The following is a 25,976-nucleotide window of genomic DNA, read 5'->3' as shown; positions in this document are numbered from 1 at the left end:
TCCGATGCCTCTGCCAGAATCCGACCAGTCCGATTGTCGCGCCCGACGATTGTTGGGACCATGGCCGTTCGGCGCGGGAATACGTTCGAGTACCCGTGGCGGCACGCGCCGTGCACGCACGCCGACGCACGGCGCAAGCAGCGCGCATCGCGCACTTTCCGCTGCCGCCGCGTCTGTACGACGCGTCGACCGCAACACTGCCACCAATCGGTCCGCGACGCATTTCACCCGTCGGCACCGGCATCGCCTTGCGGCGGAACCGGCGCGCTACGCCGGCCAGGCCCGACTTCATCCAGCCATGCGCTCGTGCTGTCGCCCCGCTCCCGCCGACGGACCGAATCAACAAGGACATTCTCGATGAGCGATACAGGATTGCCTCCCCGTAGCGCCGACGCCGCCGGTCTGCCGGCGTCGTCCGCCGCCGAAAGCCGGACACTGCAGCGCAGCCTGACCTGGAAAGACGGTTTCTGGGTCACGAGCGGCGTGCCGGCAGGCGTGCTGTTCACGATCGGCGGCGTGTCCGCGACGATCGGTCATCCCGCGTGGGCGATCTGGATCGCCGCGATCACGATGGGGCTGATTCAAAGCGCGACTTATGCGGAAATCTCGGGGCTATTTCCTCATAAATCGGGCGGCGCGTCCGTGTACGGCGCGATCGGCTGGGTTCGCTACAGCAAACTGATTGCCCCGGTGTCCGTGTGGTGCAACTGGCTCGCGTGGTCGCCGATGCTCGCGCTCGGCTGCGGCCTCGCGGCGAGCTATGCGCTCACGAGTCTCTTTCCCGCCGATGCGGCGGTGCTGCACTGGCAGCTCAAGATTGCGGATCTCGGTTTCATCAAGCCCGGTCTGTCATTGCGGATCAACGCGACGTTCATCATCGCGACGATTCTGCTCCTCATCACGTTCAAGCTTCAGCACAGCGGCGCGTCGAAGGCTGCACGCACGCAGCGCATTCTCGGCATTGCATCGCTCACGCCGCTTTTGATCGTCGGCATCGTACCGTTCGTCACCGGCGACGTGCCGATGTCGAACCTGCTGCCGCTGCTGCCGCTCGGTCACGACGCGCAGGGCAACCTCACGGCCGCGACGTTCGGCTCGTGGAACGGGCAGGGCGTGACGATGGCGCTCGGCGCGATGTTCATGGCCGGCTGGGCGTCGTACGGTTTCGAGACGGCCGTCTGCTATACGCGCGAATTCCGCGATCCGCGACGCGATACCGCGAAGGCGATCTTCTGGTCGGGTGCGTTGTGCCTGGTCGTGATGACGCTCGTGCCGATGGCGTTCCAGGGTGCGCTCGGCACGCAGGCGATGCTCGATCCGTCGATCGGCGACGGTACCGGCGTCGCGGCCGCGATGGCGAAGATCGTCGGCGGCGGCGCATGGGTCGCGAATGCGGTCGTCGTGATGCTGATGCTGTCGATCCTGCTGATCGTGATGACGTCGATGATGGGCTCGTCGCGCACGCTGTACCAGGCGTCGGTCGACGGCTGGCTGCCGAAGTATCTGTCGCACGTGAACGAGCACGGCTCGCCCACCCGCGCGATGTGGACCGACCTCGGCTTCAACCTCGTGCTGCTGATGATGTCGGACTACATGACGGTGCTGTCGATCTCGAACGTCTGCTACATGCTGTTCGTATTCCTGAACCTTCAATCGGGCTGGATTCACCGGATGGATCGCGGCAGCTGGGATCGGCCGTTCCGCTGCCCGACGTGGCTGCTGGCGGCGGGCGCGATCTGCGGCTACGCGAACCTCGTCTACGTCGGCGCGGGCGCGAACCTGCAAGGCGAAGGCACGCTGCGCAACGGGTTGATCGCGATGCTGCTGATCGTGCCGGTGTTCCTGTATCGCCACTACTGGCAGGACCGCGGCCGCTTCCCCGCGCAGATGCAGCGCGACATGGCGCTCGACGTGCCGAAGCGCGCGTGGTGGCTGAATGCGATGCCGTATGCGGCGTTGATCGGAGCCGCGCTGACGATCGGCGTGTCGCACTACCTTGCGTGGGGGCTTTGAGCGTCGATTGCCCACCTGCCGAATCATCCCAGTCCGATAGGCCGACGGCGCCTTCGACGATAAGCTTGTTTTGCGCGGTACCGGATCGACGGCGCTGAGCGCGCCTCATCGGGCAACGCTCACGCGACTCCGGATCTCGCGCACCGTCCGCCTGCGACGGCTTCGATGCGGGCGCTCGATGGTGGTCGGTGGGCGCGGCCACGCTTTGAAGGGCGCTGATCTTGCTGCAACTCGATAACGCTGCCATATGCGAGCGTCGAGCGTCCGCATCGGAGCCTGTCGCGCGCGTACGCCCCACCGCCTTACCGATCTCGCTCGGAGTCGACATGAACCCACGACAGACGACATTGCAAGACGGCGAATACTGGGCCGCCTGCAAGGAACGCAACGATCTCGCCGCGGCCGTCAACGGCCACGGCGCCGTGTATCCGCGCGCGCGGATGACCGTGCGCGACGGCGTCGCGGTGTTCCATCACGGCGGCGACACGCTGTGGACGTGCCGTGCGCACTACGCGTTCGCGAATTTCACGATCGACCCGGCGTAGCGCGTCGACCCGAACGGACCCGTACCGGATACGGGTGGGTGCGCCGGGTCCGCGCTGCTACGCAGCCATAGACTCCGGTCTCAACAGCGGCGCAAGCGCGCGTGCCTGCGAATGCTGGCGTATCGTCCCGAGCGCCTCCGCCTCCAGCAGCCGACGCCGTGAAGTATTCCGGACCAGCTCGGCGCATGCGTCGACCAGCCCGTCGTATGACGCCGCATGGAATCCGCCCGCATAGTCGTCGTCGACCGCCGTGGTCGGCGACACCTCGCCGACTACGGCCTTGCCGTTCGTCATCAGATAGAACACGCGCACGATCTCGAAGATGTGGGACGCGTAGTGATGCAGGTTCAGCACGACTTTGGCACGCGCGATGTACGCATCGCGCGCATGGCCGTAGACGCCGCTCACGACACCCACTGTCAGACCGCGCGCCCGCAACGCGTCGAGTATCGCCGCTCGCCGCGGCCCGATCGTGCCGTAGAACAGCACGTCGATGTCCTGTTCTACGTCATGTGCAATACGACGCAGCTTCGGATGGAAACCAAGTTTCAAGTAGCGTGCGTTCCCGATGCCCAGATGGCGCAGCTTCGCGATGTTCCGCTTGCTGTAGTCCCACGTCTCGTAACGAGCGGTCCAGCGGTAGATGTTCTGGTTCCACGGTTGTTCGTCGATATGGAGTTGCTCGGTATTGACGACGATCGTGTCGTTCGGGACGTGCTCGGTCGCCCCGGGATCGGCAAGATGGCAACCGATCAGGATGTTACGCGCGCCCGCCATCATATCGTTCTCGCTGAAGCTGACGCCATGACCAAGATCTTCCAGCCCGTAAGCGATGACTTCGGCGAGCTCCGTGAATGCACCCGAATGCGCGTAGCCGTCGGGCCGGACGATGCAAATGTTGTAGTACACGGCGAGACTCCCGTATCGCCCGGCAGGTAAGCGGTGAATCGCTGTGGGCCCGGCTGTGATGAACGAATGCAGCCCAAAACGCGGAGATTGGCGATCATGTCGTTCGGCACCAATCCAGTCCGCGATCGACGGCCATCGGCGACGCGCCGCGTTCGGCTGCATGACTGCCCGCAACGGTGCGTCGGGCCATGTGTCCGGCATACCGTGCGGTGACGATGTCGCCGTTCGCCCCGCGTGCGATCGCCACTCCATGGCCAACGCCACTTTAGGCATTCCTTCGCCGCGACTAAATCGGACCAGTCCTAATCTTCACCGGGTTGCGGTTGATCGCCCCGCGCCCGCATGCCGGGCTCCGCGCTCCCTATCGGGCCGTGTCGATCGGAGCCGTCCGGCGGCGATCGGTGCCGTGAATCGCCTTGTGTTCGACCGGGACGTTCGACGCCGCCAGGGCGGGCGTCGGCTGCCGTGCGACCCATATCGGCGAATGACGGTTGCAGCACGCTCACCCCGCCTGCGTTCCCACCGTACGGACGAACTCCGACACGCCCGTCAGCATGATCTGCACGCCCACGCACAGCAGCAGGAACGCGGACACGCGCATCGCAACCTTCGTCCCGTCGGCGCCGAGATATCGGGCGAGCGTCGTCGCGCGGCTGTAGATCTGCCAGATCGCGAGCGCGACCAGCGCGGCGACCGCCACCGAAATCACACCCGACATCAGATAGTCGGCCACGCCGCGCGAGCGGTTCGCATGCAGCGCGATACCGGCCGCGATTGAACCGGGTCCGATCGTGAGCGGCACCGTCAGCGGAAAGAACGCGCGCGACATCAGGCTTTGCAGATCGCCGCCCTGCGCCGGCGTGGAGCCGCCCGGCACGTCGGGCGCATTCAGCATCGACCAGCCGGCGACCGCCACCGCGAACCCGCCGCCGATCCGCAGCGCCTCCATCGAGATACCGAAGAAGTTCAGCACCGGCGCGCCGACGAAAAAGATCACGAGCAGCGTGCCGAACACGTTGATCGCCAGCTTCTTCGTCAGTTGCGCGCGCTCGGCTTCCGTCAGCGACTGCGTGCGCTCGAGAAACACGAAAGCCATGCCGATCGGATTGATGATGCCGACCAGGCCCGTGAAGCCGAACAGGATTTCTGGAATCAGTCGTTCAACCGACATCGTCACCATGGTTCTCCGTTGACGTAGCGTGACATGACGCAAAAAAACGGCCGCTCGACAGGAGCGGCCGCAATCGCAGATTGTTTCCGCGAAGCGGCAGGGGCCATGCCCGGCGCCTCGTGGAACTGAAATTGTCGTGAAGACAAAGGGGAATCGGAATCAGTCGAGTCTGATTTTGCGGTGCCGGGATGCCAACCGCGAATCGCCGCGCTGGATGGAACGGCACCGCACCGCGCGGGAAAGCGGCCCGCCTACTCGCCCCCTCGCGCGCACATCGTGCTCGTGTCGCCCTCCGCGCCGTCCCGCAGCGCCGACCGCCCCGGCGCCACTTTCGGCGGCGCCACCGTGCCCACCTCCGCCCACGGCAAATTCGGAATCTCGTCGAACATCGCCCGCTGCCGCTGCGCCCACGTCGTATTCAGCATCCCGTAATAGGGATCGTGTTCGTCGAAGGTCGCGAACTTGGTCGCGCTCAGCGTATCGCGCTCGTACACCAGCAGATCGACCGGCAAGCCGACCGACACGTTCGAGCGGATCGTCGAGTTCATCGAGATCAGCGCGCACTTCGTCGCGTCCGCGAGCGACATCGCCTCGCACAGCATCCGCTCGATGATCGGCTTGCCGTACTTCGCTTCGCCGATCTGCACATACGGGCTCAGCGTCGACGCCTCGATGAAGTTGCCGGCCGCATAGATCTGGAACAGTCGCGGCGCCTCCCCGCGCACCTGCCCGCCGACGATGAAGCTGCAGTTGAAATCGACGCCGAATTCGCGCAGCGATTGCGCGTCGCGCGCGTGGACGGCCCGCACCGCGTCGCCGACGAGCCGCGCCGCATCGTGCATCGAGCGCACGCGCCAGATCGACTGCGGATCGGTCTCCGGCTGCGACGCCAGATGCTGCGTCACGGCCTGCGTGATCGCGAGATTGCCGGACGACAGCAGCACGACGACCTGCTCGTCCGGTACCTCGAACAGCACCATCTTGCGGAACGTGCTCACGTGATCGATGCCCGCGTTGGTGCGCGAATCGGACAGGAACACGAGCCCTTCGTCCACGCGCATCGCGACACAGTACGTCATTGCGCGCCTCCTGCCTGCACGTCCACCTTCACGTCGAGCGACTCTTCGCCGCCGCCGATGCGCATGCCGCGCACGGGCGCCGCTGCTTCGTAGTCGCGTCCCGTCGCGACCCGGCAATACGCCTCGCCCGCGAAGCGCGCATGCGTGACGTCGATCGACACCCAGCCGATCTCGCGCACCCATACGTCGACCCATGCATGGCTCGCCGCATGCTCGACGTCGCCCGCATCGAAATAGCCGCTCACGTAACGCGCGGGCACGCCGCTGGCGCGACAGCATGCGAGCATCAGATGCGCGTGGTCCTGGCATACGCCGTGGCGCAGCGCCAGCGCATCGGCCGCCGTGCTCGTCGCGGCCGTGATGCCCTGCCGGTACGCAACCGTGCCCGCGATCCGCTCGGCCAGCGCGACGAACGCATCGGGCCCGTCGCTCGCGCCGAGCGGCGCGGCGAGTTCGCGGATCGCGTCGTCGGCCTCGGTGAGCCGCGTCGGGCATGTGTAGTGCTCGACCGGCACCGGCCCCGGATCGAGTCCGAGCCGGCCGTCGTCGAGCGGTTGCGTGTCGATCGCGCCGTGCGCGTGCAGCGCGATCTCGGTCAGCGCCCGCGTGACGACCAGCGAATGCAGCGCGTTGCCGTACGCATCGCTCGACGCGTCGAGCGCGCCGGGCGCGGCGATCCGCCAGCCCGCGACGTACTGCGACGGCAGCGTGGGCGGCGTCATCCGGATCTGCTGGATCGAATAGGTGAGCGGCGCCGAATAGCGATAGATCGTGTCGTGTCGGATGGTCAAATACATGGAAACCTCGATTCAGCTCGCGGACATCATGAAGGCGCGCGAGACCATGTTGCCGAGCGCGTAGACACGCTCGAGCAATTCGTTCAGGAACGCGTGCAGCCCCTGCGCGCGGATCTTGCGGATATCCGCGTAGTGCAGCTCCGCCCGCAGCCGGCCGGCCTCGCGTTCGCACTCCGCCGACGCGGCGTTCTTCAGCTTGTCGAGCGTCATGCAGAAGTCGTCGATCGCCGCGCGCAGCGAGCGCGGCATCGCCGGGTTCAGCAACAGCAGTTCGGCCACGCGCTCCGGCGTCACGACGTCGCGATAGACCTTGTGATAGATCTCCATGCCCGACACCGACGTGAGAATCGACGTCCAGTAATAGAACTCGTCGATCTCGTCGGGGGTGTCGGCCGTCGCCTGTTCGATGTCGAGAAAGCGCACGTCGAGCATCCGCGCGACGTTGTCCGCACGCTCGAGAAATGTGCCGAGCCGCGAGAAGTAGTAGGCGTCGTCGCGCATCGCGGTGCCGATCGACACGCCGCGCGCGAGGTGCACACGCGCCTTCACCCATTCGAGGAACCCATGCGGATCCGACGCGAGCGCATCCGATCCGAGCTGCTCGACGCATTCGATCCACGTGTGGTTGATCGTCTCCCACCACTCCGTCGTCAGCAGGCCGCGCACCGCGCGCGCGTTCTCCCGCGCGCTGCGCAGGCACGCGTAAATGCTCGACGGGTTGTCGCGATCGGCGACCAGAAACGCGATGACGGTTTCCGGCGCGGGCTCGCCATGTTTCGCCGCGAACGCGGGTTCGAGCTCGACCGAGCGCAGCAGCGCGCGCAGCGTGCGGCGCTGCCGTTCGGCGCCCTGCGGCAGCAGCAGCGACTTGAGGTTGATGTCGACGATGCGCGCGGTGTTCTCCGCCCGCTCCAGATAGCGGGCCATCCAGTAGATATGATCCGCGGTGCGGCTCAGCATGCTGCCTCCTGTGTGTTGTGATTCCGGCCGTCGCCCCGTCGAGCGGGCCTGCGCGTCGCGTTCAGCCCGCGACCCACGTGTCCTTCGTGCCGCCGCCCTGCGACGAATTCACCACCAGCGAACCCTCCTTCAGCGCGACGCGCGTGAGACCGCCCGCGACCATCTTCACGGTGCGGCCCGACAGCACGAACGGACGCAGGTCGATGTGGCGCGGCGCGATGCCGGCTTCGACGAAGGTCGGGCAGGTGGACAGCGCAAGCGTCGGCTGCGCGATGTAGTTGTCCGGCTGCGCGACGAGCCGCGCGCGGAACGCGTCGATCTCGGCCCGGGTCGCGGCCGGGCCGACGAGCATCCCGTAGCCGCCCGCGCCGTGCACTTCCTTGACGACGAGCTCAGGCAGATGCGCGAGCGTGTACGCGAGATCGTCGGGCTTGCGGCACTGGTAGGTCGGCACGTTGTTCAGGATCGGCTGCTCGCCGAGATAGAACGCGATCATGTCGGGCACGAACGGGTAGATCGACTTGTCGTCGGCGATGCCGGTGCCGATCGCGTTCGCGATCGTCACGCGTCCCGCGCGATACGCGCCGAGCAGTCCCGGCACGCCCAGCGCCGAATCGCTGCGGAACGCGAGCGGATCGAGAAAATCATCGTCGAGCCGGCGATAGATCACGTCGACGCGCTTCGGCCCGTGAGTCGTCCGCATGTACACGTGCCCGCCGTCGACGAACAGGTCCTTGCCCTCGACGAGCTCGACGCCCATCTGCTGCGCGAGGAACGTGTGCTCGAAATACGCGGCGTTGTACATGCCCGGCGTCATCACGACGACCACCGGGTCGTCGACGCCGTCCGGCGCGCTCGCGCGCAGCGTGTCGAGCAGCAGGTCCGGATAATGCGCGACGGGCGCGATGCGGTTGCGCACGAACAGATCGGGAAAGAGCCGCATCATCATCTTGCGGTTCTCCAGCATGTACGACACGCCCGACGGCACACGCAGGTTGTCCTCGAGTACGTAGAACGCACCGTCGTCGCCGGCTCGCACGAGGTCGACGCCTGCAATGTGCGCGCGAATGTCACGCGGCACGTCGACGTTCTGCATTTCCGGCCGGTACTGCGCGTTCGCATAAATCTGCTCGGCCGGCACGATCCCCGCGCGCACGATGTCGCCGCGGTGGTAGACGTCGTGCAGGAACCGGTTCAACGCCTGCACACGCTGCCGCAGGCCGGCTTCGAGCGTGCGCCACGCGTCGATCGGCACGATGCGCGGAATCTGGTCGAACGGGATTAGCCGCTCGCCGCCTGATTCGTCGTCGTTGACGGCGAACGTGATGCCAACCCGCCGGAACATCAGATCCGCTTCCGCGCGCTTGCGGCGCATCGTGTCGTCGGTCTGCTGGCTCAACCAGCGATCGAACGCTTCGTAGTGGCGCCGGACAGTGCCGCCTTCGAGATGCATTTCATCGTAGAACTGCATGCGGGTCTCCGTTTATGGTTAGATGTGCCGTCGCCGCCGCACGACGCGGCGTGCGCGGGGGACAGGCGAGGAATACGACCGGCAGGTCAGCCGATCGTCGGAAGTGGGATACGCGACGGCGTCAGGAGTCGGTCGGGCGTGCCGGATACATCGGGTGAAGCTCGGCCTCGCCGCGTCGCTGCGGTCGCAGGATCGGGGCCGATGCCTGCCGGCGGATATCGGTGAGCCACGACGCCAACTCGGCATCGGTCATGCCGAGCGCCTTGGCCGTGTCGGACGACGCGTCGGGCTTGCGCGGATAGCGCGCCTTGGCGTGAGCCGCCGCCAGCGTGGCGGACTCGCGTGCTTTTCGGCTCGCTTCGTCGGAGCCGCCCGGTGCCGCACCGCCGGGTGCGGCGGCCGGACGCGCGATGAAACCGGGGTGCGGGGTATTCGCGCCGTCGTGCATCCCGATCGCGGCCGGCCGCCGCAGCTCGTGCGCGTGAGGCGCCGCAACGCACATCGACCCGAACATCGATCCCGCCATCGCCACCACGACGGCAGGGCGCCGGGCACACGGCCCGCACTGGAGCCGCACGCCTGCGAACGGATGCGCGACCCGTGTCGCCAACCGCCCGATGATGTGTCGATAGCCCATGATGTCCATAGGAGTACGTCCTCGGCAAACCGCACCGCGCTCGTTTGAATGGAAATTCACCGATTCCAGTATCGCGTTCGGTACGCGGGCAAGTAAATCGGACTGGGCTGATTTCGCCGGGACCCGATCACGACCGGTGATCGAACCTGCCCATTGGAGAAACGTTGTTGGATAATCTCCGTCAATCGCGTGATCGGAACCCATCGCGCAAGTCGACACCTTCGGCACGCTCGTCGCAGCGTCGCTCGTCCTCTTTCTCGGTCAGGTGCTCGTGTCACGCGCGCCGGGCTTGCCGAACCACATGTGCCGCAGGACGGCCTCCGGCGACACCGGCGGCCTCGAACACCCGAGGGAACAGCGGCGATGACGCCCTCCGCATTCATCAACACAATCGCGCTGTTCGCCATCGCGCTATCGGGTGGCACGGCGATCGAACGCTGATCCGCGGCACGACGTTCAAGCTTCCGACGCTCGTATACTTGCTGTTTGTCGGCGTGGTGTTCAGCAACGGGTTGTCGCTGTTCGGCTGGCGGTCGTCTGAGCATGCGGTGTCGTTGCTCGGCAACGTGAGCCTCGCACTGCTGATGACGCTGCCGCCGTGGTAACTCGCGTCTCGCACTGCCGATTCTCGCGCTACTCGCGTCCCGGACCGTGCTGATGGTCGCCTACGCGGTGTTCGTCACGTACCGCTTGATGGGGCCGCAACTACGACGCGGCGATGCTCGCCGCCGGGCATTGCCGCTTTCGACTCCGTGCGACACCCACGGCGATCGCGAACACGCAGGCCGTGACCGTGCGCGTCGACCGCTCGCACATGGCGTTCCTGATCGTGCCGATAGTCAGCGCGCTCTTCATCGACATCACGAACGCGATCGTCATCAAGCTGTTTCTGGCGTAGCCGGTTTATGGGGGATTACAGGTGATGCGAGGCGAACGGCTCAGCGACGCAGGAACACCATCATGCGCCCCGACACGCGCTGTAGCTTGAGCCGACCCATGTCAGCGGTAAGGCAGCAAGTGCTGCAGCGGGGAAGTCGAACGCGGCTTTCCCGGCGGCGCTAACGACCGCGATGCTGCGGCTTGGCGCCTTCCCTGCTTCGGTCCTCGCGCTGCCGTTCTGCACGCCATAGAAGTAGCGGTGACCCGCGCTGACCTCGTTTTGCAACTGCCTCGAGTGCCCAAGCAACCCGAGCATCGAGCAAAACAAGTCTGCAACACGCTGCGTCGTCAGGCTGTGCGCCCACAGTGCGCGTTCGCGGCCGGCCTCGCTAGATTGTGGCGATCAGCCCCCTGAGCCTACTCCGTGATATCGCCTCTCAGGGAATCGTGCCTTCTCATGACGCGCTCCTCATGGTTGGGTTGGCCCGGGTTAGCTTGCCTGCGGGGCGATTGACTGTACCAGACTGCGGGCAAAGCCGCGCGCCGGAACAGAGCGCTTTCAACCTTGTCGCAGGCCGGTTGAACGATACCCTCATTGAGTGAATTCATTGCCCGTCGAGTATATCTGGCCCGCGCACAATCAACGGAGGTACGATCGCCTTCGGCACGATGCCGGCGCTACGATGGATATCCATCAAGCAACTGGCTGCGGACCGGCGCGAACTCGTGCATGCCCCTCGTGCGCGTGCTTCCGCGACGCATCAGCAGTAGCATCGGGAACGAGGTGGCGGTGGCTCGCACGATGCCGATCGACAAAATCGCGATGAGACTCAATCCCTCTCCAATGGCGGATCGATCTCGTGGTGCTCACCGCCCCTACTCCGCTGTCGTTCCGGGGCATACGGACTGCGCTGCCGTTCGGACAATTGGGCGCGCCGCGATTGCGCGACAGCGCTATCCCGCAGCAGCGCTTCGGGATCCAATCGCCGCACCGGCATGCGCCGCACGAACTCCACAACGCGCATCGCCATGGCACGGTCTTCAGGCTCGACAGAGTTGGCCAATGCGTGCGCAAGCTCGCGCCAGACGCTCAATGACTCGATATGCGCGCGCCACAGTGAGCGTTGCGCCCTCTCGCTAATCATAGGTTGGTAAAACCGCGGAGCAACGCCGCGAGAGGCCATCCGAACAACGGCCTGTTTCGGCAAGCGCTGCGTCTGGCCGCGTACCAGTCTCGGTGTCGCATTGGCCTCGACGCCCTGTTCGCGCAACTGTCGAGCAAACTCGTCTCGCCAGTGCCGCAGATCCGGCCTGCGCGGATTCAGACGCCGCCCGTCAGGACCGCGCACCTGAACGCACAGATGCACATGAGGATGTGCTTCGTCATCATGCTGGGCAAACACATACGGTCGTCCATCTCCAAAAATCTCCCGCGCAAACGCTCGGGCCGCATTGCGCACCGCCTCGCCGCTCGTACCGGGCGGCATCGACAGCATCACATTGAACGTTTCACGATGTCGGCTCTGTTCCGATAGTCCCAAGCCGCCCCATTTCCATTCCTCGCACAGATCTTGCAATGCGGCGTCCCCGGCGATCACACGTGCGTCCTGATCCTCTAGTTCGACACGGCCGTGGCGCGAAATATATTGCAAGTGGCGCCGTACCGCCCCCATGCCCTGGGCGCCCGAAGCGCGATTTGTAATCCGTACCATAACTTCGGGGGCGCGCCGAAGCGTCAAAGCCAGCCGCTCACGTACGCGCCGTGCGTCGCATGGTAGCGACCCGTGCGACAAATAGAGGGCGCGTGAGTGCCTCAGCGGCTCGGGGAACAATCGATCTCCCCAATTGACCAGTAGCGAGTCGACATAGGCTTTAGGAAACGGCATATCAGCGGCTCCATCGGTCTAGATTACTTTGTAGATGTTTCACCACTGTGCGCAAGTGCGCGTCGATCTTGCCGCGAAGCTGCTCCCAATCGAATCCCACCATGCGCTCGATAGCATCCGTGTGCCTCGCCAGTTCGTTCAGTCGCGTACGAATTGCAGCGAGTTGTCGATTCGACTCGGCGAGCAGCATTAGTTCGCGGTTTCCGAACTGTGGTTGATTTGTCAGGTGTGCCCGAACCAATGCGGCAATCCATCGATTCGGCGTAAAGCCGTGCAGATAGGCCTGTCCTTTGACACATTCCAGTTCGGCACGCGCGAGCCCCACTCCGATTCGTACTTCGCGCTCGCTCAGCGGTTCGAGCAACCGCGCCATGTCCGGCGGCTCGACAGTAATTCCTACCGTCTCGGCCACGAGTCGGCGCAACCCTTCGCCCGGTAGCACGCCACGCTGCGCACACCAGGCCGCCCAGATGGGTTTGAGCGCACCCAGTTCAACAGCAACGCGTGTTCGAGTTCTCGATCCCATGTTCGTCTACCTTTCAGGTATCGCAGGCAGCATCATGCCGTCGACTACCGTGGCGGGTCATCGGTGTCGGCCCGACCTTGCGTGCGCGTCTTCGCTTGTGCGAGCGCAGTCGCACGCGCTGCTTTTACACGCTCCCATGATGCACTCTGCAATGCGTCGAGCTTCGCGTCCATGTCTTCGCCCAGTCCCATTTCCCGCGCCGATTTTTTCAGCGAGGCCACCGCACGCTCGAGCTGATCGCGCGCGCGGTCCCACGGATAGACTTTCGCTCGTTCGCCGTCGTAGCCAATTTGTACATCCGCGCCGTTTAAGCGATGATTTTCGTTCATCCATCGCAGCCGGTCCGAGACAAACGTCATCTGTGTCTTGGCGTGAAATACCACGCTTCGCGGCGCGACCTCTTGAACGAGATAATGTTCGGTATTGAACACTTCTCCTCGATAGGGTCCGCCGTGTTCTCGTGGTGTCGCCATCCTTAACGCGACACCAAACCGATGCTGGGCCAACGCCTTGACTTCCGCCGGCACCACGTCGAGCCCATAAAGCAACGCCCCGGGCGGCCGACGCGATGACTCGACCGCGCTCTCGCTCGACACAGACTCACCCTGCAGGCCGATCCCCGCATCAGAAGGTCTTGCCGTGTGCCCATTGTCTGGCGTTCGCACCGCTGTTTCCCCGTCACTTGAACCGTTCGGCGTGGTGTGTTGTCCCGCCTCGGTCGCACCGGCACCCTTATCTGCCCTCGCGCGCGCCATATCCTGACCTCCCGCTAGGTAAAATGACATGCTGTTTGCCACCATATTGCCCATACCTGCATCAAACAGTGCAGGTATGGGGCTGCCACGAACAGCGCTTCGTAAAAACTCACCAAGAGCGCCGATTCCGCTGAGCACCGCCATATCGTTGAAGTCTGTCGGTACCTGGTTGCCGATACGCGAGCCTTGCCTGAACTGGGGAGCCACCAATCTCGCTTGGGCATCGCGCGCCGCATGCACGGCATGCGCGTAGCCCGCACCGAGGTCAGCCAGAATAACGAGGTCGGCTTGCGGATACCGCGCGCGCCAGGCAAGTGCCACCTTGAGCAAATTGCCGCTCGATAAGGCGGCAAGCGAGTACCATCCGGTTGCTTGCCATGCCGACACAGCCGTTGCCACGCCTTCGGCGATCATGATCGGCACGCGTACCTCGCCAAGACTTTGCTTTGGTACGGCTTCCCAGCAGCCACCAGCTTTTGCGCCACCCGCCAGTGCGGATTTACGTCCATCACGATCAATCAGCTCGAGCGTCGAGATTCGATCCCCAATACGGACCGGCACGATCAACACGCGACCACAAAGTGGCTCGTCGGTGCATTTCGGCACGTAGCCGAGCAACACGTGCAACTCCTCCGCTTCGAGCTCACGTAGCCCGGGCACCGACTGGATCCGCTTGCGCGTCAGATAGGGGTGGTCGGGCGCGAGTGGGCGCGCCCATCGCCAGATCGCTCGCGCCTCACGCGCGACGGCAGCTCGTCTTGCCTGGCTTTTTCGCGTGCGTTCGGCCCCACCGTCGACCATGGGGGCGGAACGCGTCGCGGTGGAACTCGTACGATTGCCAAACACACGTGAGTCAGCAAGGTCGAACCCATGCCGATTGGCTAGCCAAAACAGCGACGCGAGCGTCTTCCCCCCATTTTGGCTCGCCGAACGCCACGTCACGCGGGCGGCTCGCGCATCGTAATTGGATGCCGTTTGGCTCCATGCATCCCATAGATCGAAGCCCGCGTCGCCAAACCCTTGCTTCACCGCAAACGCCATGTCGACCCAGGTCGTATAGTCGTCGGCCGGGATCGTGGACAAAGCGGCACGCACCCGCTCTGTCTCGCTCACGAAGGGACTGTTCATGGGTTTGCTCCACCCGAAGACACCTCGCTGGTACGGGCAGATGTCCGGGTACGGCGTGCACTTTGACACGAGTGCCCTTTGGTCGGTGCAGCCCCGGCCGTACCGGCTTTGTTACCCGACAAATGGTCTCGAGCGCGCGCTGTGTCATCGGTTGGTGCGCTAAACAACGCAAATTGCTGTCCCACGTATGCATCAACGTCCTCGCAACTGATATCGTCCAGCGGTTGCGACAAGTCCGGCGGACCCCATGCCTGAGCACTTTCCAGATAATCAGGTAAAACGTGTGCAAGACTCGAGGTATGGGCATTGACTTCGTCGTCTGCTAAGTCCATTACCCGGTGCTCGATTTGGGCGGTAAATCCGGCGATATCTAGTGCCGGCAACGTGGGCGCGTCCATCAGACGTGATGTGAAGACCGGATCACGCCAGTAGCAAATCCGATCGGCCAGAATCGGTCGGGTATTTTCAAGAAGGATGATCTCCTTGTCACGACCGAGCTCTTTGAGTTCCTGCGGCAACATCAACGGCCGGCGCTGTTCGGACAAGCTCTCACTTGTGCCACCTCGGCCCGCGAAGATGCCCCCTGAGCGGCTCGTTGTGCGCGAATGTGCCGTACGCGTGCCCAGCATCTCCGAGTACGCGTTGGCATCTACCTGCTCGCGAGGTGCAAACAGGATCTGCATCGCATGATTCGTCACGATGCTTCTCGCGTCGGCACGGCCGTAGACCGATTCGAGTTGGGAAACAGATTGCACAATCGAGAGCAAGCGCAGATCGTAGCCGGCCATGTAGGCCACTGCTCGCGCGAGGATCTGAATTTTGCCGATTGATGTCATCTCATCCAGCAACAGGAGACACTGATATTTCAGATCGGGATTGTTCTGCGGCAGTTCCTTGGTATTCAGATTCACGAACTGAGAGAAGACCAGATTCATCAGCAGTGCTGCTTCACTCAGATGGTCTGGCGTTACACCGAGATACACGGACATTCGGCGCTTTCTCACGTCTCTCAAATCGAAGTCGTTTGCACTCGTTGCCGCATCGACGATCGGATTGGCCCAGATCGTGAGGGGCGCATTAAATGTCGCCAGGATGCTGGCCAGCACCTTGTCGTCGTTGGAGAGAAAGCGATTCAACGCGTCAACACAGGCTCGGCTCAAACACTGTCGATCTCGCGCCAACACCCGTTGCAAATAGACCTTAAGCGGCATCCCGTTTCCCGAGGACTGGCGTAGTACCTCACCCATTGTCACCGGATAGTCCGGCGCATCGGCCACCTCCGCGTGGCGAGCATCACGCCATTCGCACAGCAACAGTACGAGCGCGAGGAACAGATTGCGGGCCTGGTCTTTCCAGAATTCGTCGTGTCCACCCGCCGGGTACAACACATGGCTAATGGCCAGGATGTCGCCCACACGAAACACCCCGTCGCCGATAACGGATAGCGGGTTATACCGATGCGTTCGGCCATCCTCCGCAAAGGGGTTAAAGAGATATACCGCGTGCCCGTGTGCGTGCCGAAAACCGGCAGTTAGCTGAAAATTCTCCTGTTTAATGTCGAGCACCACGACAGAATCGGGATAGCTCAGCAGGTTCGGCACGACGACGCTAACACCCTTTCCCGAACGCGCGGGTGCCGCAAGCAACACGAACTGCTGCCCCGTAAAGCGCAGATAGCGACTACGCCAGCGGCCTACGACAAGCGCTGGGTTTGGTGGCGTGAGCAAGCCCTGCCTCATCACAATCCCGCCTTGCGAATATCCGCATCGGTGGCAAAACGCGCGTCGCCGTAAAGCGCCCGGCGCGCTGCCCGCTCAAGCCATACGTAGATGGCAAGCACAGGACTGCCAAAAGCAATGGCCAATCCGATGAAACCCGCACCGGCCAAACGCCTACCCATATTCGGCAGGCCGCCGTCTGACCACGCCAGAAGTGCATCGACCCATGCCGACCAATGCGCGCGAAACGGATTGAGATGCAAGCTCACGTATAGCGTGCAGGTAGCTAACCACACGGCAACGCAAAGCCCCATCAACATCCCGATGACCACGCAGAGCGTGACAATCGTCGCGCGCCACGAGAACGAATGCCAGTCAGAAATCGGACGTGTCTGTCGCATCACGATTCCCTCCACTCTGATTATCCACCTGCCCGATGCTGCGCAGCGGATCGAACCACACTTCAGTCATCGCCCAGCGTTTGCCGATCTGAGCGCCGTGCGAGTCGAGCACCGCCTGCGCCTGCATGTGCGCAACCACGTCGATCGTGAGAAACAGCAAGCGCTTAAGCGATGCGACTTCCCACGCCGCGGCTTCCGGGTGCTCTTTAGCCATTAACGCGAAGCGTTCGATGGCAACGCGCGCACTGGAGGCATGAAAGCTCGTCATCGACCCCGCGTGTCCAGTCGTCAGCAGCTTCAAAAAATCGTACGCTTCCGAGCCGCGCAACTCGGCAAGCAATACCCGATCGGGTCGCATGCGCATGGCGCTGGCAATCAAGTCGGCGGGTGTGACGCGGGCACGGCCCTGCTCGCCCTTGCTGTACAAAAGATGCACGCAGTTCTCCAGATGCTGGATGAATAGTTCGCGCACGTCTTCGATCGTCACGATACGTTCGTTCGAGGGCAAATATCGACACAAACTGCGCATAAAGCTCGTTTTGCCAGATCCAGTGTCACCGACAACGACGATGTTCTTGCGCGCCTGCACGGCGCGCTCAAAGAAAGTCGCAAACTCGCGTGCATCAAGCCGTTCGATGAGCAACTGGTCTGCTGCATGCAAGGCCGATTTCACCGTATCGAGGTCGCTCGGGCGATGCCACTGCGTCGTCTCAAAAAGCCCCTCGTCGCGATAGCACTCGAGCGTCTTCCCCTCGGCAGACGGTCGCCTAATCGTTACCGAAACCGAGCCTGGAGGAACCGCCGGCGGTACAGCAATCTGAATGCGCGCGTTGCCCGGCAGCAGTGCTGAGAGCAATGGACGTTCGGCTGAAATGCCCTGATTCGTCAGGGTCGCAATCGCGACGGAAAACGCCATGAGCCGCTCGAAGTCGAGCTCCAAGCGCTCGTGCACTTGCCAGCCTAGACGAGTTTCAGTTAGTACGCGCTGTGGGCGATTGATTACGAGCTCGGTGACTTCTGCATCTTCAAGCAACGGCGCAAACGGACGCATCAACTCCCTCACCGACGCGTCGTCGGGCAACACGGATAGTGCATCGGCTAGAGGAGCGGGCGCCACCGATCGCATATGCGCATAAGCGTTCATCGCACGCCCTCCGGTTCAAGGGTGTAGACGGAACTGAAATCAAGATCACGCGCGAGAACAATCGTGAATTCCGCGCCCTGATTCTGTTTGAGCGTGGGCGCAATATTGATGGTCTGATCGAGCACGCGCGTAGCCATGTCGTTGCCTTGTGCCTGCGTACTCTGATAAACGATCGTGCCGTTGGCGTTGCCCCCGCGCGTGGCCAGATAGCCGATTGCATCCTGGCTCAGTCCGAGCAGCATCGCCGCGCCCACACGCTCGCCCCAGTGATTGTCGAGTGCACCGGCCACGCCCATACGACCTAGCGCATCGGCCACGGGTGAGTCGATTTGTACGATCACGCCATGCGGTGTGACGATTCTGGCCGACAGAACGAATACGCGCTTTTGCCCGGGCGCGAGATTGGCACGATATTCGCAATTGATTTGCGATCCGCGCTCGATGAGCACAACGCGCCCGTCGTCAGAATAAATATTGCGAGTGACCGTGCAGGTCGAAATGCCGGCCTGTGTCGAATCGAACGCGGTGTCGCCCGCACAGTCGATCTGGGTGCCCTGACTGAGCAGCAAGCTGCGGTTGCCGATAAACGCGGCTTTCACCTTCGGCGTGCGCGTCGGAACCAGCGCCTGCGCCAGGCTCGAGAACGTTCCTTGATCGGCGCCACCAGTCTGCTCGCTCACATGCGCCAGAACCGTTCCCGACCCACCGGAGGCTGCTTCCTTCATGTTGCCAGGCTCACTCTCACGGGCGGCAACGACGAGCAACGGTGCATCGTAATAGCTGTGTGCCGGTCCGATGCGATCAACGGCTACGGCCGCGCGTGGCGCTGACACAGCCACCGATGGCGCAGGCCCCGCACTTGCAGCCCCCGCAATTTCCGTAAGCGCCGGATCGATCTCGAATACCTTGTCGTGCGTATCCTGAGCACGAACCGCGTTGCGCCGAGCGCGCTCGGCAGCATCATGGCGGCTGAGCACGCCATGAACCGTCCACACGGCGCCAGCTAGCGCGAGCATGACAATCATGAGTGGGATAAGCCAACCGGCTATCGAGCGACGGTTCTGCCCATCTAGACTGGGTAAGCCGCGATCCAGGACGGTAAACGAATTGGATCCTGACAAGTCGATTTGGTGCGGCTCGAGATTGTCGTGAGGGGATCTACCGTTTCGCGAAGTCTCATCAATCATCCTCGCTGCTCCGCAAAGTACGGCGCACACCATCGACCGTTACACCGTGCCGAGGCGCTACGCCGTCAACGTCAAATGCGTCGTTCCACAGTCCGACCGTCTCCTCGCCTAGACGCAACACGAGACGCCGAGCCAGCTCATGAACGACGATCACATCGTGGTCCATATGCTTGTCCACAACGCGCTCACTATCGTCGTCTTCAACGCGAAAGACAGCGGGTATTCGGCGATTGTTCGGAATTCGGATATATGTGAAGCGACCGTCATCCCACGCTGCAGACGGTGCAATGTCTTCGGCACGTGGCATGACCTGCATCGAATAAGCGGTATTGCGCACGATTGAAGGTTGGGAAAGGCGTTGTTGCAGACACGTCATGCGCGCCGCAATACGAGCGTTCGCTGCGTTGGCGTCGGGATACACAAAACTTACCCGGTACATTTCGCGCGTATTACCGGAGCGGGCTTGCAGCGGCAGCACGACAAGATCGAAACTGTAACTGCGTCGATCGGTCCGAACCACGAGATTCGTGTCGTGCGCCGCAAGCTTGGGTTTCAGATAAACGTCGTGATCGCCCCGGTTGGCGACGACGTGCCATCCGTCACGATCACCTGGCGCGACCACAAGAATATGTTCGCCCGGATCCAGCGCGATATGCGTGGCAAAGCCGCGCTGTGCGACAACGCGCACCACGTCATCTGGCACGAAGCGTACTTGGCGCACCCGCGCATCACGAGTCCATTCCGGCACGATATGAGCATCGACGGATTGCGCCGCGACGCTTGCTAGCAAAACTGTCGCGGATACGAGCACGTTCATCGCGTCCCCCCTGCAACCGCCGCCTGAGCAGGTGATATGTCTTCGGCATCCCGACTGTACGCAGTGACCTTGAAACCAAAGGGGTTTTCGATTGCCGTACGCTCGCGCATCAGCGTAGCTGGACGATACGTAAAAGCCAGCGTAATCACGAAACGTTGTGCGGGCTCGCCACTGTCGATACCATTCTTGAGAGTCGTGCGTTCGATATGCACGACTGCACGGCCGGGCTCGTCAGGCACCAGAGTGGTGGACACAACTCGAACACGGTACTGTACCGATGCGCCTAGGCGTTGATCTAAAGCGTCAGGTCCGCTGTAGATTTGGCGATATGCGCGTGCGACCGACTCGTCGCTCATTTCGAGGACACGGTCGTAGTCCATCTGCAGCAATCCCCAGTCATAGCGCTCTCGCGAGCGGACATAGACCGCGACCCAATGCCTGTCTTGTATCTCGCGCAGTGGAATGTGCTTTGCGTCAAGCACATCGATGAGTTGCGCTTCACCAGTGAGCTTGTCCACCTCAATCGGTAACGGCACCACACGGTAAAACGGCGTCATCACGGCAAGCGCGGCCACGGAGCCCATTGCAACGGCAACGGCTGCGCCCGCCACCTGCCATGCTCGGCGTTCGGAGCGCGCCTGCAGATGCGTGAGCGACGTCTCAAAGTCGAGCGCGCGTCGGTAGTCGTCTGCGCCTTTCATGGGCAGTCCCCAACTGATGGCGCAACTTTGCCGAGCGGAATAGGAGACTGCTGATTGACCGGCACCCGATGAGAACCATCGGGCAGCTCCGGTTTGGGCGGCACACTGCCACACCCTGACAGCACTATGATCAGCATGCTCAACGTCATCGACGACCAAATCGGCTTCACGATCGTCCTCCTTACCGTCCGAATGTCGCCGGTACCATCTCGTCCTGAAGGCGGCGAGTGTTGCCCGCTCGCTTGAGAATCAGTTCGGACTGCTGCTGCGCGATTAGGCGGTCCTCGGTATCCGACAGCGCCTTGAAAAGCTGCAGCTTCGTCATTTCGTTGCCGACTGCGGTGCTCTCAGATTGAATGCGCGCCTGTAGCTCTGCGATGCCTTTCGCATCCTGGGTGGCATCGATCTGCCGCATCAAGCGCTCGATCCGGTCAAGCTCCGCCAGCTCGGTCTGGTACGCTTGCAGACCGAGTGCCTTGTCCTGAAATGGCTTGTTCAGCGCGCGTTGGCAAATCTGTTGATCGATGCCGCGCTGGTCCTCGCAGTCATAGAGCTTGTTTTGCGCACGTAACGCTTTTGCAGGACCGGTGAGGCCCGCATACCCACCCTGTCGAATCGCTGCATAAATGTCTTGCCAATCAGCAGGCAGCGCATTGGCTAGTCCCGGTCGGTCAAGCAACGCGCCGAACCCGCGCGCACCGCTCATCGAGCGATACAGCGCGATTTCCTGCTGCACTTGCTGCTTTAACTGTCCGACCATCGCAATGGCCTGAGCCACGTTCCGTTCGTCATAGACGGAATAAATCTCCGCGCTTGCGGGCATGGCAATCGCACCGGCGAACGCAGTCGCAGCAATCAGGATGTGGGCCGTTAAATAGTGACGCTTCATGGTTTGAACCCCTCCTCAATCCTCGGTTTGATCGAGATGAGCACGTGCGGCGCGCTGATACGCTGGAGCTCGCACGGCCCCGGTTGTGCTAGCAAGCGCGCCGGTCTCGCTTGTCCGGGCACCCGACGATGCACTTCGGGGCAAGGCACGCAGTCCGGACACGAGTGCGCCGCTCATCTGCCGGGACGCGTATCCCGCGACGAAGGCGCCAAAACCGGAAAGGGTCGCGCCTCCTGCAAGCCCGGAGGCGACGGCCGGCAGCTGCCAGCCGATCATGGCCAGTAGTACGGACGTCACGAACATGCCAAATGCCCCCGCCCATGGCGCGCTCGCCTCCAGCGTCTCGCGCGCGGCCGCCGCAAGCGCATCAGCAGAAGTCTCGGGCGGTGCCGTCGTCACATGAAATGGCGCGAGATTGGCGGAGAATGCGGCAAGCGCGAGCCCCAGGAACGCTGCGACCAATATCTGAAGCAGCGCGTAGTTCACCACCTTGGCCGTCCAAGCCTCAAAAAAGCGCGCGGTCGGGCTAAATGCAGCACACGCGATAAATGCGGGTCCGAGTGCAAGCACGAGATCAAGCAGCATGCGCGCCATGAGAACTTCGACGGCCAGCACCATCAGGAAAATCGCCCCGCCGAACGCAGCTACCAGACCGCAGGCCAGGTCACCGATGCCTGCGACAATGCCACTCATACTCAACCCCTCGTGGGTTGCCTTATCGAAATACGCGTCAACCACGAGGTTAAGCTGCCGGTCATAGCAATCAAGCGTGCGGTAGATGCCGGCAGCACTTGTGTCTGATGCGCTTGCTTGCACGAGAGCCGCGCACCCCGCGTTGCCGGCACCAGCGTTGACTGCCGCGGTTTGAATTGCCTGAGCAACGCCGGTAGTGGCCCCGCTCACGGCGGTGACAACATGCGACTGATAAAGACCTGTACCCAGTGCAAATGCGAGTGTGATTGCGACTTTCGTGCCTCGCCAGGCGAAGGCAGGGACCGGTTCATGGGCCTCGCCGCGAACCACGGCCATGCCAAACGCGAGAATCCAGATCGTCACCCCCGTTGTCGCCACTGGTACAAGCGCGGAGGACAGCGCCGACGATGCGTCTGTCACATACGTTTGCATACCGTTTTCGAGCGTGCCGCCCACCGCACTGAAAAGCCCGTTCATCGCGCACCTCGCTCAGGGCTTACGACGGTGTTCACATGATCTGTTCCACGCGAACTTGATCGCGCTCGGCGCGCGGCCACTGCATCATGGAAGTGCGGCAGCCATGCTTCCGGTAACTCACCCACATCGGCTCGAATCGCATCAAGCAATGCAACGTTATCCGTCGTACCAGACAGTACGTCGAGCACGTCACCCAAACCGGTTAAATCCAGCCGACCGACCGCCGAACGATGGCCTTGCTTAACCAGAAATAGCCGGCTGTGTTCGCCCATGCGCCGCACGATGTTGAATTCGGCTTCGGAAAGCTTAAAACCATGCACGTAGTCGTCGTAGTCAGCTGTAGGGTTCGGTAGAAAGAAGAATGTGGCTGTTTGCTCGACAAGTGCGCGGGCAATAGGACTATTGAGTACATCCGCGGGCGACTGCGTGTCGAATATACCCAGACCATTTAGTTTGCGAATCGTCTTTTGCTTGTCGTTTGCAAATTCTCTGAAAACCGGATCGCGTAGCCGCTTCCAGAACTCCGTCATCACGTAGATGAAGCGCCGGCCGTCCATCAAGCGCTCGGTCAGATGGAGCAACACCATCGTAAGGGGTGTGGACGCTTCCGGATCGTCAAGAAGCTCCGTATCGTCAAACCCGAGGAGCCTATGGCTGTGAAAATCAATCCGGTCCACCGGATTGTCGAGCAACCAACCGAGACGTCCACCGGCACACCATTTAGCAAGCCGCGCATGCAGACTGTTTTCGCCAACGTTCGGTAAAAGTTGTCGGACCATCGACAATCGTCGCAACGAGTGCTCCATGCGTGCGACCTGCTGGACGGCGCGAGAAATGTCGAGCTCCTCCTTGGCCGACAGCGCAGAGCCGTTATCGACGAGCTTGCATACGAGACGCTCCCAAAAATCGCGCGTGGCCTCGTCCGGTTCAAGCTGGAACGGATTCACACCGGTCGGCTCTCCCCGACGAAAGACCGTATATTTACCGCCCATTGCACGAATGCCGATCTCGGCACCGCGATCCTTGTCGTAGAGCACGGCGGTCACGCCATACTTCGTCGCCATAGCGAGCAAGAACAGTTCGAGCACCGTTTTACCTGCGCCCGCACGACCGATGAACTGCGTATTGGCCAAAGCCTTCTCGTCGATGGCGTCGGTCTTCTCAGGCGTCGCGTGAAAGTTCAGATAGAGCGGTTGGCCACTGGGCGTCTTCACGATTGTGATGGCCTCGCCCCACGGATTGCCATTGCGCTTTCCGGTTGCGAAATTATGCAGACTGGCCATTGCACAGAAATTGCGCGAAGTGAGCTTCGCATCCCGCGGCCGATATTGCCAATTGCCCGGCCACTGCGCAAACCATGCGGCGTCGGCCACCAGGTCGATGAGTGCGCTTTGGAAACCGGCGTCGGCCAGGCACGTCCGTGCTTGCGCGACATGGCGGACCACGTCGTTTAACGAGTCGCCCATTACAGCCAACGTGTAGTGATACTCGCCTAGCACAAAGTCACCGTTCACAAGATCGTTTAATGCACGATCCATCGCTTCAATTTGGGAGACGGCCACATCATCGCCAGCGACAAGTTGATTGCGCTGACGCTCGAGCGTCTCCTTGGCACTTGGACGATCGAGAATGGTGAAGCTTTGCGTTTCGATATACTCGAATTCTCCATACAGCAATCCGTTGAGCATTCCTGGTTCGGTTTGCTCCGGATAATCCTTCAGATCGAGCATGGCCGCGTATCGGGTTTGCGCAGGCATACGGATTTCGAGTTTCTCCCGCTGAAACAGCAGCCGAGAGGTCGGCAGCGCTTCGTAGATTGGACCGGCCGGCACCGGCACCACTTCCCACGTTGCATTAACGAGATAGCCCAGCACCTCGAGCGCGGTCGAATAACAGCGCGACTGCCCCGTCAATGGATCGGGACGCTCAACCACACCCAATGCAATAGGCGCCCAGGGTTTTAAACCCGACTCCATCTGCGAGGCGATATCTTCCATGGCTCGCAACGCGTCCTGCTGGTCGCGACGAATATCGTCGAGCGTACGACGGGCCGCACGGCTAAATGCCCGCCCCAGTGTCGTGCGATGTGGTCGATACACCACGCTCAGATACAGCTCGTTGACCATCATTCGGTATCCGGAAAAGCTCGCGTAGTACCGCTCAGCCAACTCCTGACAAAACCGGTTGGAGTACGATGTCTCGAAGCGATCTGCGGTGCGCCGCCGTAGCCGATGTGTCCAAAGCGCAATGTGGCCGCCAGGGAGGTTACGTACGAGCTGATTGAATCCAATGTGGCGTGTAAGGATCTCTGTCGGATCGACCGCTTCGAACGCGATGCCGGGGATTTTCCAGATTTGCACGTAGTCGCCCTCGCACGTACGAATAACCCGGTCTGTGACGTGCGAGGAAAACGGAATAAAGTCGGCAAGCACCACTTCGCGTTGCGCGACTGCAGCCAGCGTTGATCGCATATTCATATCAACCTCTGCGCTTGAAACGGATAGGCCCATAGGCGTGAGCGTCCCAGAACGGACAATTGCGCTGACGCAGCTTCATCCTGAAACGCAACAGACGCTGGGCGAGCCGCTGATCGTCCTCGCGCGCGACCATTCGCATCGTCGCGAATACTGGAATGATCAGCAGCACGAGCCCAACGCCCGCGGGTGGACTGGCGATCAATACCCACACAGCAGGAATCAGCACGCCGCCGAGGACGATCAAAAGCGGCACGAGTGGTACCCCCCATAGCATTGCAGGCCGGGTGCAACCTTTGAAGACGGGGTCCGTGAGTGCGTCCATTAATCACTCCATGCACACATCAGCTTGTCGGAATCAGCATGCCGGCGATCACCGTCGCACAGCCGACGAATAGACCGCCGATAAAGACGTGTGCAATATCACCAAACCGGGCATGTTGAAACATCATCTTGAAACCTGCCCAGATGATCGAAATCGAACACACCACTCCACCGACGCCGAGCAATGTATTCTGGATCGTAATCAGCAAGGTGCTAACCTGAGTGAGCTGAGCGCTTGCTGGCACAGTCGTCACGACAAGCGCACTGGCCACTACAATTCGAAGAGGAGCAAGATAAATTGTTTTGCAGAATATATCGGCGATCTTTAATAGACAATTATTTAGCAGTAGTACTATGTTTTTAACATTACCCTGTCTCATCTTCTATCACCTTTT

At 62.1% G+C, this 25,976-nt stretch carries 25 protein-coding genes; 4 read left to right on the top strand and 21 right to left on the bottom strand.

Annotated elements, in window-relative coordinates; translation table 11 throughout:
- Nucleotides 1-357 precede the first annotated feature (357 nt).
- Nucleotides 358-2,013: an APC family permease gene (locus WS95_RS09985; RefSeq protein ID WP_156444469.1), complete on the top strand. Its 1,656-nt coding sequence runs from the start codon at nucleotides 358-360 to the stop codon at nucleotides 2,011-2,013.
- 326 nt (nucleotides 2,014-2,339) lie between these two features.
- Nucleotides 2,340-2,558, top strand: coding sequence for a hypothetical protein (locus WS95_RS09980; protein ID WP_059823632.1), 219 nt, complete (start codon nucleotides 2,340-2,342; stop codon nucleotides 2,556-2,558).
- 57 nt (nucleotides 2,559-2,615) lie between these two features.
- On the opposite strand, the gene WS95_RS09975 is transcribed toward WS95_RS09980, so the two are convergent.
- The 7 genes from WS95_RS09975 to WS95_RS09945 form a co-directional block, all read right to left on the bottom strand.
- Entirely contained in the window at nucleotides 2,616-3,629 is a 1,014-nt protein-coding gene (locus WS95_RS09975) for a hypothetical protein (protein ID WP_257139694.1), read from the bottom strand.
- A gap of 340 nt (nucleotides 3,630-3,969) precedes the next feature.
- Entirely contained in the window at nucleotides 3,970-4,638 is a 669-nt protein-coding gene (locus tag WS95_RS09970) for a MarC family protein (RefSeq protein WP_059823727.1), read from the bottom strand.
- A gap of 251 nt (nucleotides 4,639-4,889) precedes the next feature.
- Nucleotides 4,890-5,717: a peptidase gene (locus tag WS95_RS09965; protein ID WP_059823628.1), complete on the bottom strand. Its 828-nt coding sequence runs from the start codon at nucleotides 5,715-5,717 to the stop codon at nucleotides 4,890-4,892.
- Entirely contained in the window at nucleotides 5,714-6,514 is an 801-nt protein-coding gene (locus WS95_RS09960) for a transglutaminase family protein (protein WP_059823627.1), read from the bottom strand. The genes WS95_RS09965 and WS95_RS09960 overlap by 4 nt, the downstream gene beginning before the upstream one ends.
- Nucleotides 6,515-6,526: 12 nt before the next feature.
- Entirely contained in the window at nucleotides 6,527-7,474 is a 948-nt protein-coding gene (locus WS95_RS09955; RefSeq protein WP_059823625.1) for an alpha-E domain-containing protein, read from the bottom strand.
- A 61-nt stretch (nucleotides 7,475-7,535) separates the two neighbouring features.
- The gene (locus WS95_RS09950; RefSeq protein ID WP_059823624.1) at nucleotides 7,536-8,945 is read right to left on the bottom strand and encodes a circularly permuted type 2 ATP-grasp protein; all 1,410 of its coding nucleotides are present in this window, start codon (nucleotides 8,943-8,945) and stop codon (nucleotides 7,536-7,538) included.
- Between the two features lie 121 nt (nucleotides 8,946-9,066).
- A complete protein-coding gene (locus tag WS95_RS09945) occupies nucleotides 9,067-9,591 on the bottom strand; it encodes a hypothetical protein (protein WP_059823622.1) in 525 nt (174 codons plus the stop codon).
- A 470-nt stretch (nucleotides 9,592-10,061) separates the two neighbouring features.
- On the opposite strand from WS95_RS09945, the gene WS95_RS35690 reads away from it, so the two are divergent.
- Nucleotides 10,062-10,187 carry a sodium/glutamate symporter gene (locus tag WS95_RS35690; protein ID WP_257139692.1) on the top strand — a complete coding sequence of 42 codons (126 nt, stop codon included), beginning with the start codon at nucleotides 10,062-10,064 and terminating at the stop codon, nucleotides 10,185-10,187.
- A 113-nt stretch (nucleotides 10,188-10,300) separates the two neighbouring features.
- Complete coding sequence (locus WS95_RS35685) at nucleotides 10,301-10,480, top strand: sodium/glutamate symporter (protein ID WP_059823620.1); 180 nt, start codon at nucleotides 10,301-10,303, stop codon at nucleotides 10,478-10,480.
- An 811-nt stretch (nucleotides 10,481-11,291) separates the two neighbouring features.
- Here WS95_RS35685 and WS95_RS09930 read toward each other — a convergent pair.
- From WS95_RS09930 to WS95_RS34760, 14 genes are all read right to left on the bottom strand, one after another.
- Nucleotides 11,292-12,347, bottom strand: a complete 1,056-nt coding sequence (locus tag WS95_RS09930) for a relaxase/mobilization nuclease domain-containing protein (RefSeq protein WP_059823618.1) — start codon at nucleotides 12,345-12,347, stop codon at nucleotides 11,292-11,294.
- A gap of 1 nt (nucleotide 12,348) precedes the next feature.
- On the bottom strand, nucleotides 12,349-12,873 hold the full coding sequence (locus tag WS95_RS33085; protein ID WP_082746891.1) for a hypothetical protein: 525 nt from the start codon (nucleotides 12,871-12,873) through the stop codon (nucleotides 12,349-12,351).
- Nucleotides 12,874-12,917: 44 nt separating this feature from the next.
- On the bottom strand, nucleotides 12,918-14,756 hold the full coding sequence (locus WS95_RS33080) for a PriCT-2 domain-containing protein (RefSeq protein WP_082746890.1): 1,839 nt from the start codon (nucleotides 14,754-14,756) through the stop codon (nucleotides 12,918-12,920).
- Nucleotides 14,753-16,495 (bottom strand): type IV secretory system conjugative DNA transfer family protein, encoded by a 1,743-nt coding sequence (locus tag WS95_RS09925; protein WP_082746889.1) that lies wholly within the window; start codon nucleotides 16,493-16,495, stop codon nucleotides 14,753-14,755. The genes WS95_RS33080 and WS95_RS09925 overlap by 4 nt, the downstream gene beginning before the upstream one ends.
- Complete coding sequence (locus WS95_RS09920; RefSeq protein WP_059823617.1) at nucleotides 16,495-16,875, bottom strand: hypothetical protein; 381 nt, start codon at nucleotides 16,873-16,875, stop codon at nucleotides 16,495-16,497. The genes WS95_RS09925 and WS95_RS09920 overlap by 1 nt, the downstream gene beginning before the upstream one ends.
- Nucleotides 16,850-18,019 carry a P-type DNA transfer ATPase VirB11 gene (gene virB11 / locus WS95_RS09915; RefSeq protein WP_059823615.1) on the bottom strand — a complete coding sequence of 390 codons (1,170 nt, stop codon included), beginning with the start codon at nucleotides 18,017-18,019 and terminating at the stop codon, nucleotides 16,850-16,852. The genes WS95_RS09920 and virB11 overlap by 26 nt, the downstream gene beginning before the upstream one ends.
- Nucleotides 18,016-19,206, bottom strand: a complete 1,191-nt coding sequence (gene virB10 / locus WS95_RS09910; protein ID WP_059823613.1) for a type IV secretion system protein VirB10 — start codon at nucleotides 19,204-19,206, stop codon at nucleotides 18,016-18,018. Before virB10 ends, virB11 begins: the two co-directional genes overlap by 4 nt.
- A complete protein-coding gene (locus tag WS95_RS33075; protein ID WP_082746888.1) occupies nucleotides 19,199-20,023 on the bottom strand; it encodes a TrbG/VirB9 family P-type conjugative transfer protein in 825 nt (274 codons plus the stop codon). Before WS95_RS33075 ends, virB10 begins: the two co-directional genes overlap by 8 nt.
- On the bottom strand, nucleotides 20,020-20,724 hold the full coding sequence (locus WS95_RS09900) for a virB8 family protein (RefSeq protein WP_027782052.1): 705 nt from the start codon (nucleotides 20,722-20,724) through the stop codon (nucleotides 20,020-20,022). The genes WS95_RS33075 and WS95_RS09900 overlap by 4 nt, the downstream gene beginning before the upstream one ends.
- A gap of 181 nt (nucleotides 20,725-20,905) precedes the next feature.
- Nucleotides 20,906-21,613: a type IV secretion system protein gene (locus tag WS95_RS09895; protein WP_059823610.1), complete on the bottom strand. Its 708-nt coding sequence runs from the start codon at nucleotides 21,611-21,613 to the stop codon at nucleotides 20,906-20,908.
- 15 nt (nucleotides 21,614-21,628) lie between these two features.
- Complete coding sequence (locus WS95_RS09890; protein WP_059823608.1) at nucleotides 21,629-22,783, bottom strand: type IV secretion system protein; 1,155 nt, start codon at nucleotides 22,781-22,783, stop codon at nucleotides 21,629-21,631.
- Nucleotides 22,780-25,260: a VirB4 family type IV secretion/conjugal transfer ATPase gene (locus WS95_RS09885; protein WP_059823606.1), complete on the bottom strand. Its 2,481-nt coding sequence runs from the start codon at nucleotides 25,258-25,260 to the stop codon at nucleotides 22,780-22,782. The genes WS95_RS09890 and WS95_RS09885 overlap by 4 nt, the downstream gene beginning before the upstream one ends.
- Before the next feature lies 1 nt (nucleotide 25,261).
- The gene (locus WS95_RS09880; protein ID WP_059823604.1) at nucleotides 25,262-25,582 is read right to left on the bottom strand and encodes a type IV secretion system protein VirB3; all 321 of its coding nucleotides are present in this window, start codon (nucleotides 25,580-25,582) and stop codon (nucleotides 25,262-25,264) included.
- A 19-nt stretch (nucleotides 25,583-25,601) separates the two neighbouring features.
- The gene (locus WS95_RS34760; protein ID WP_059823601.1) at nucleotides 25,602-25,961 is read right to left on the bottom strand and encodes a TrbC/VirB2 family protein; all 360 of its coding nucleotides are present in this window, start codon (nucleotides 25,959-25,961) and stop codon (nucleotides 25,602-25,604) included.
- Nucleotides 25,962-25,976: the final 15 nt, after the last annotated feature.

It is taken from the genome of Burkholderia sp. MSMB1826 (genome assembly GCF_001526325.1).
Lineage (GTDB): Bacteria > Pseudomonadota > Gammaproteobacteria > Burkholderiales > Burkholderiaceae > Burkholderia.
Note: the sequence above shows the minus strand (reverse complement) of the source record. Positions and strands in the feature narration are given on the sequence as shown.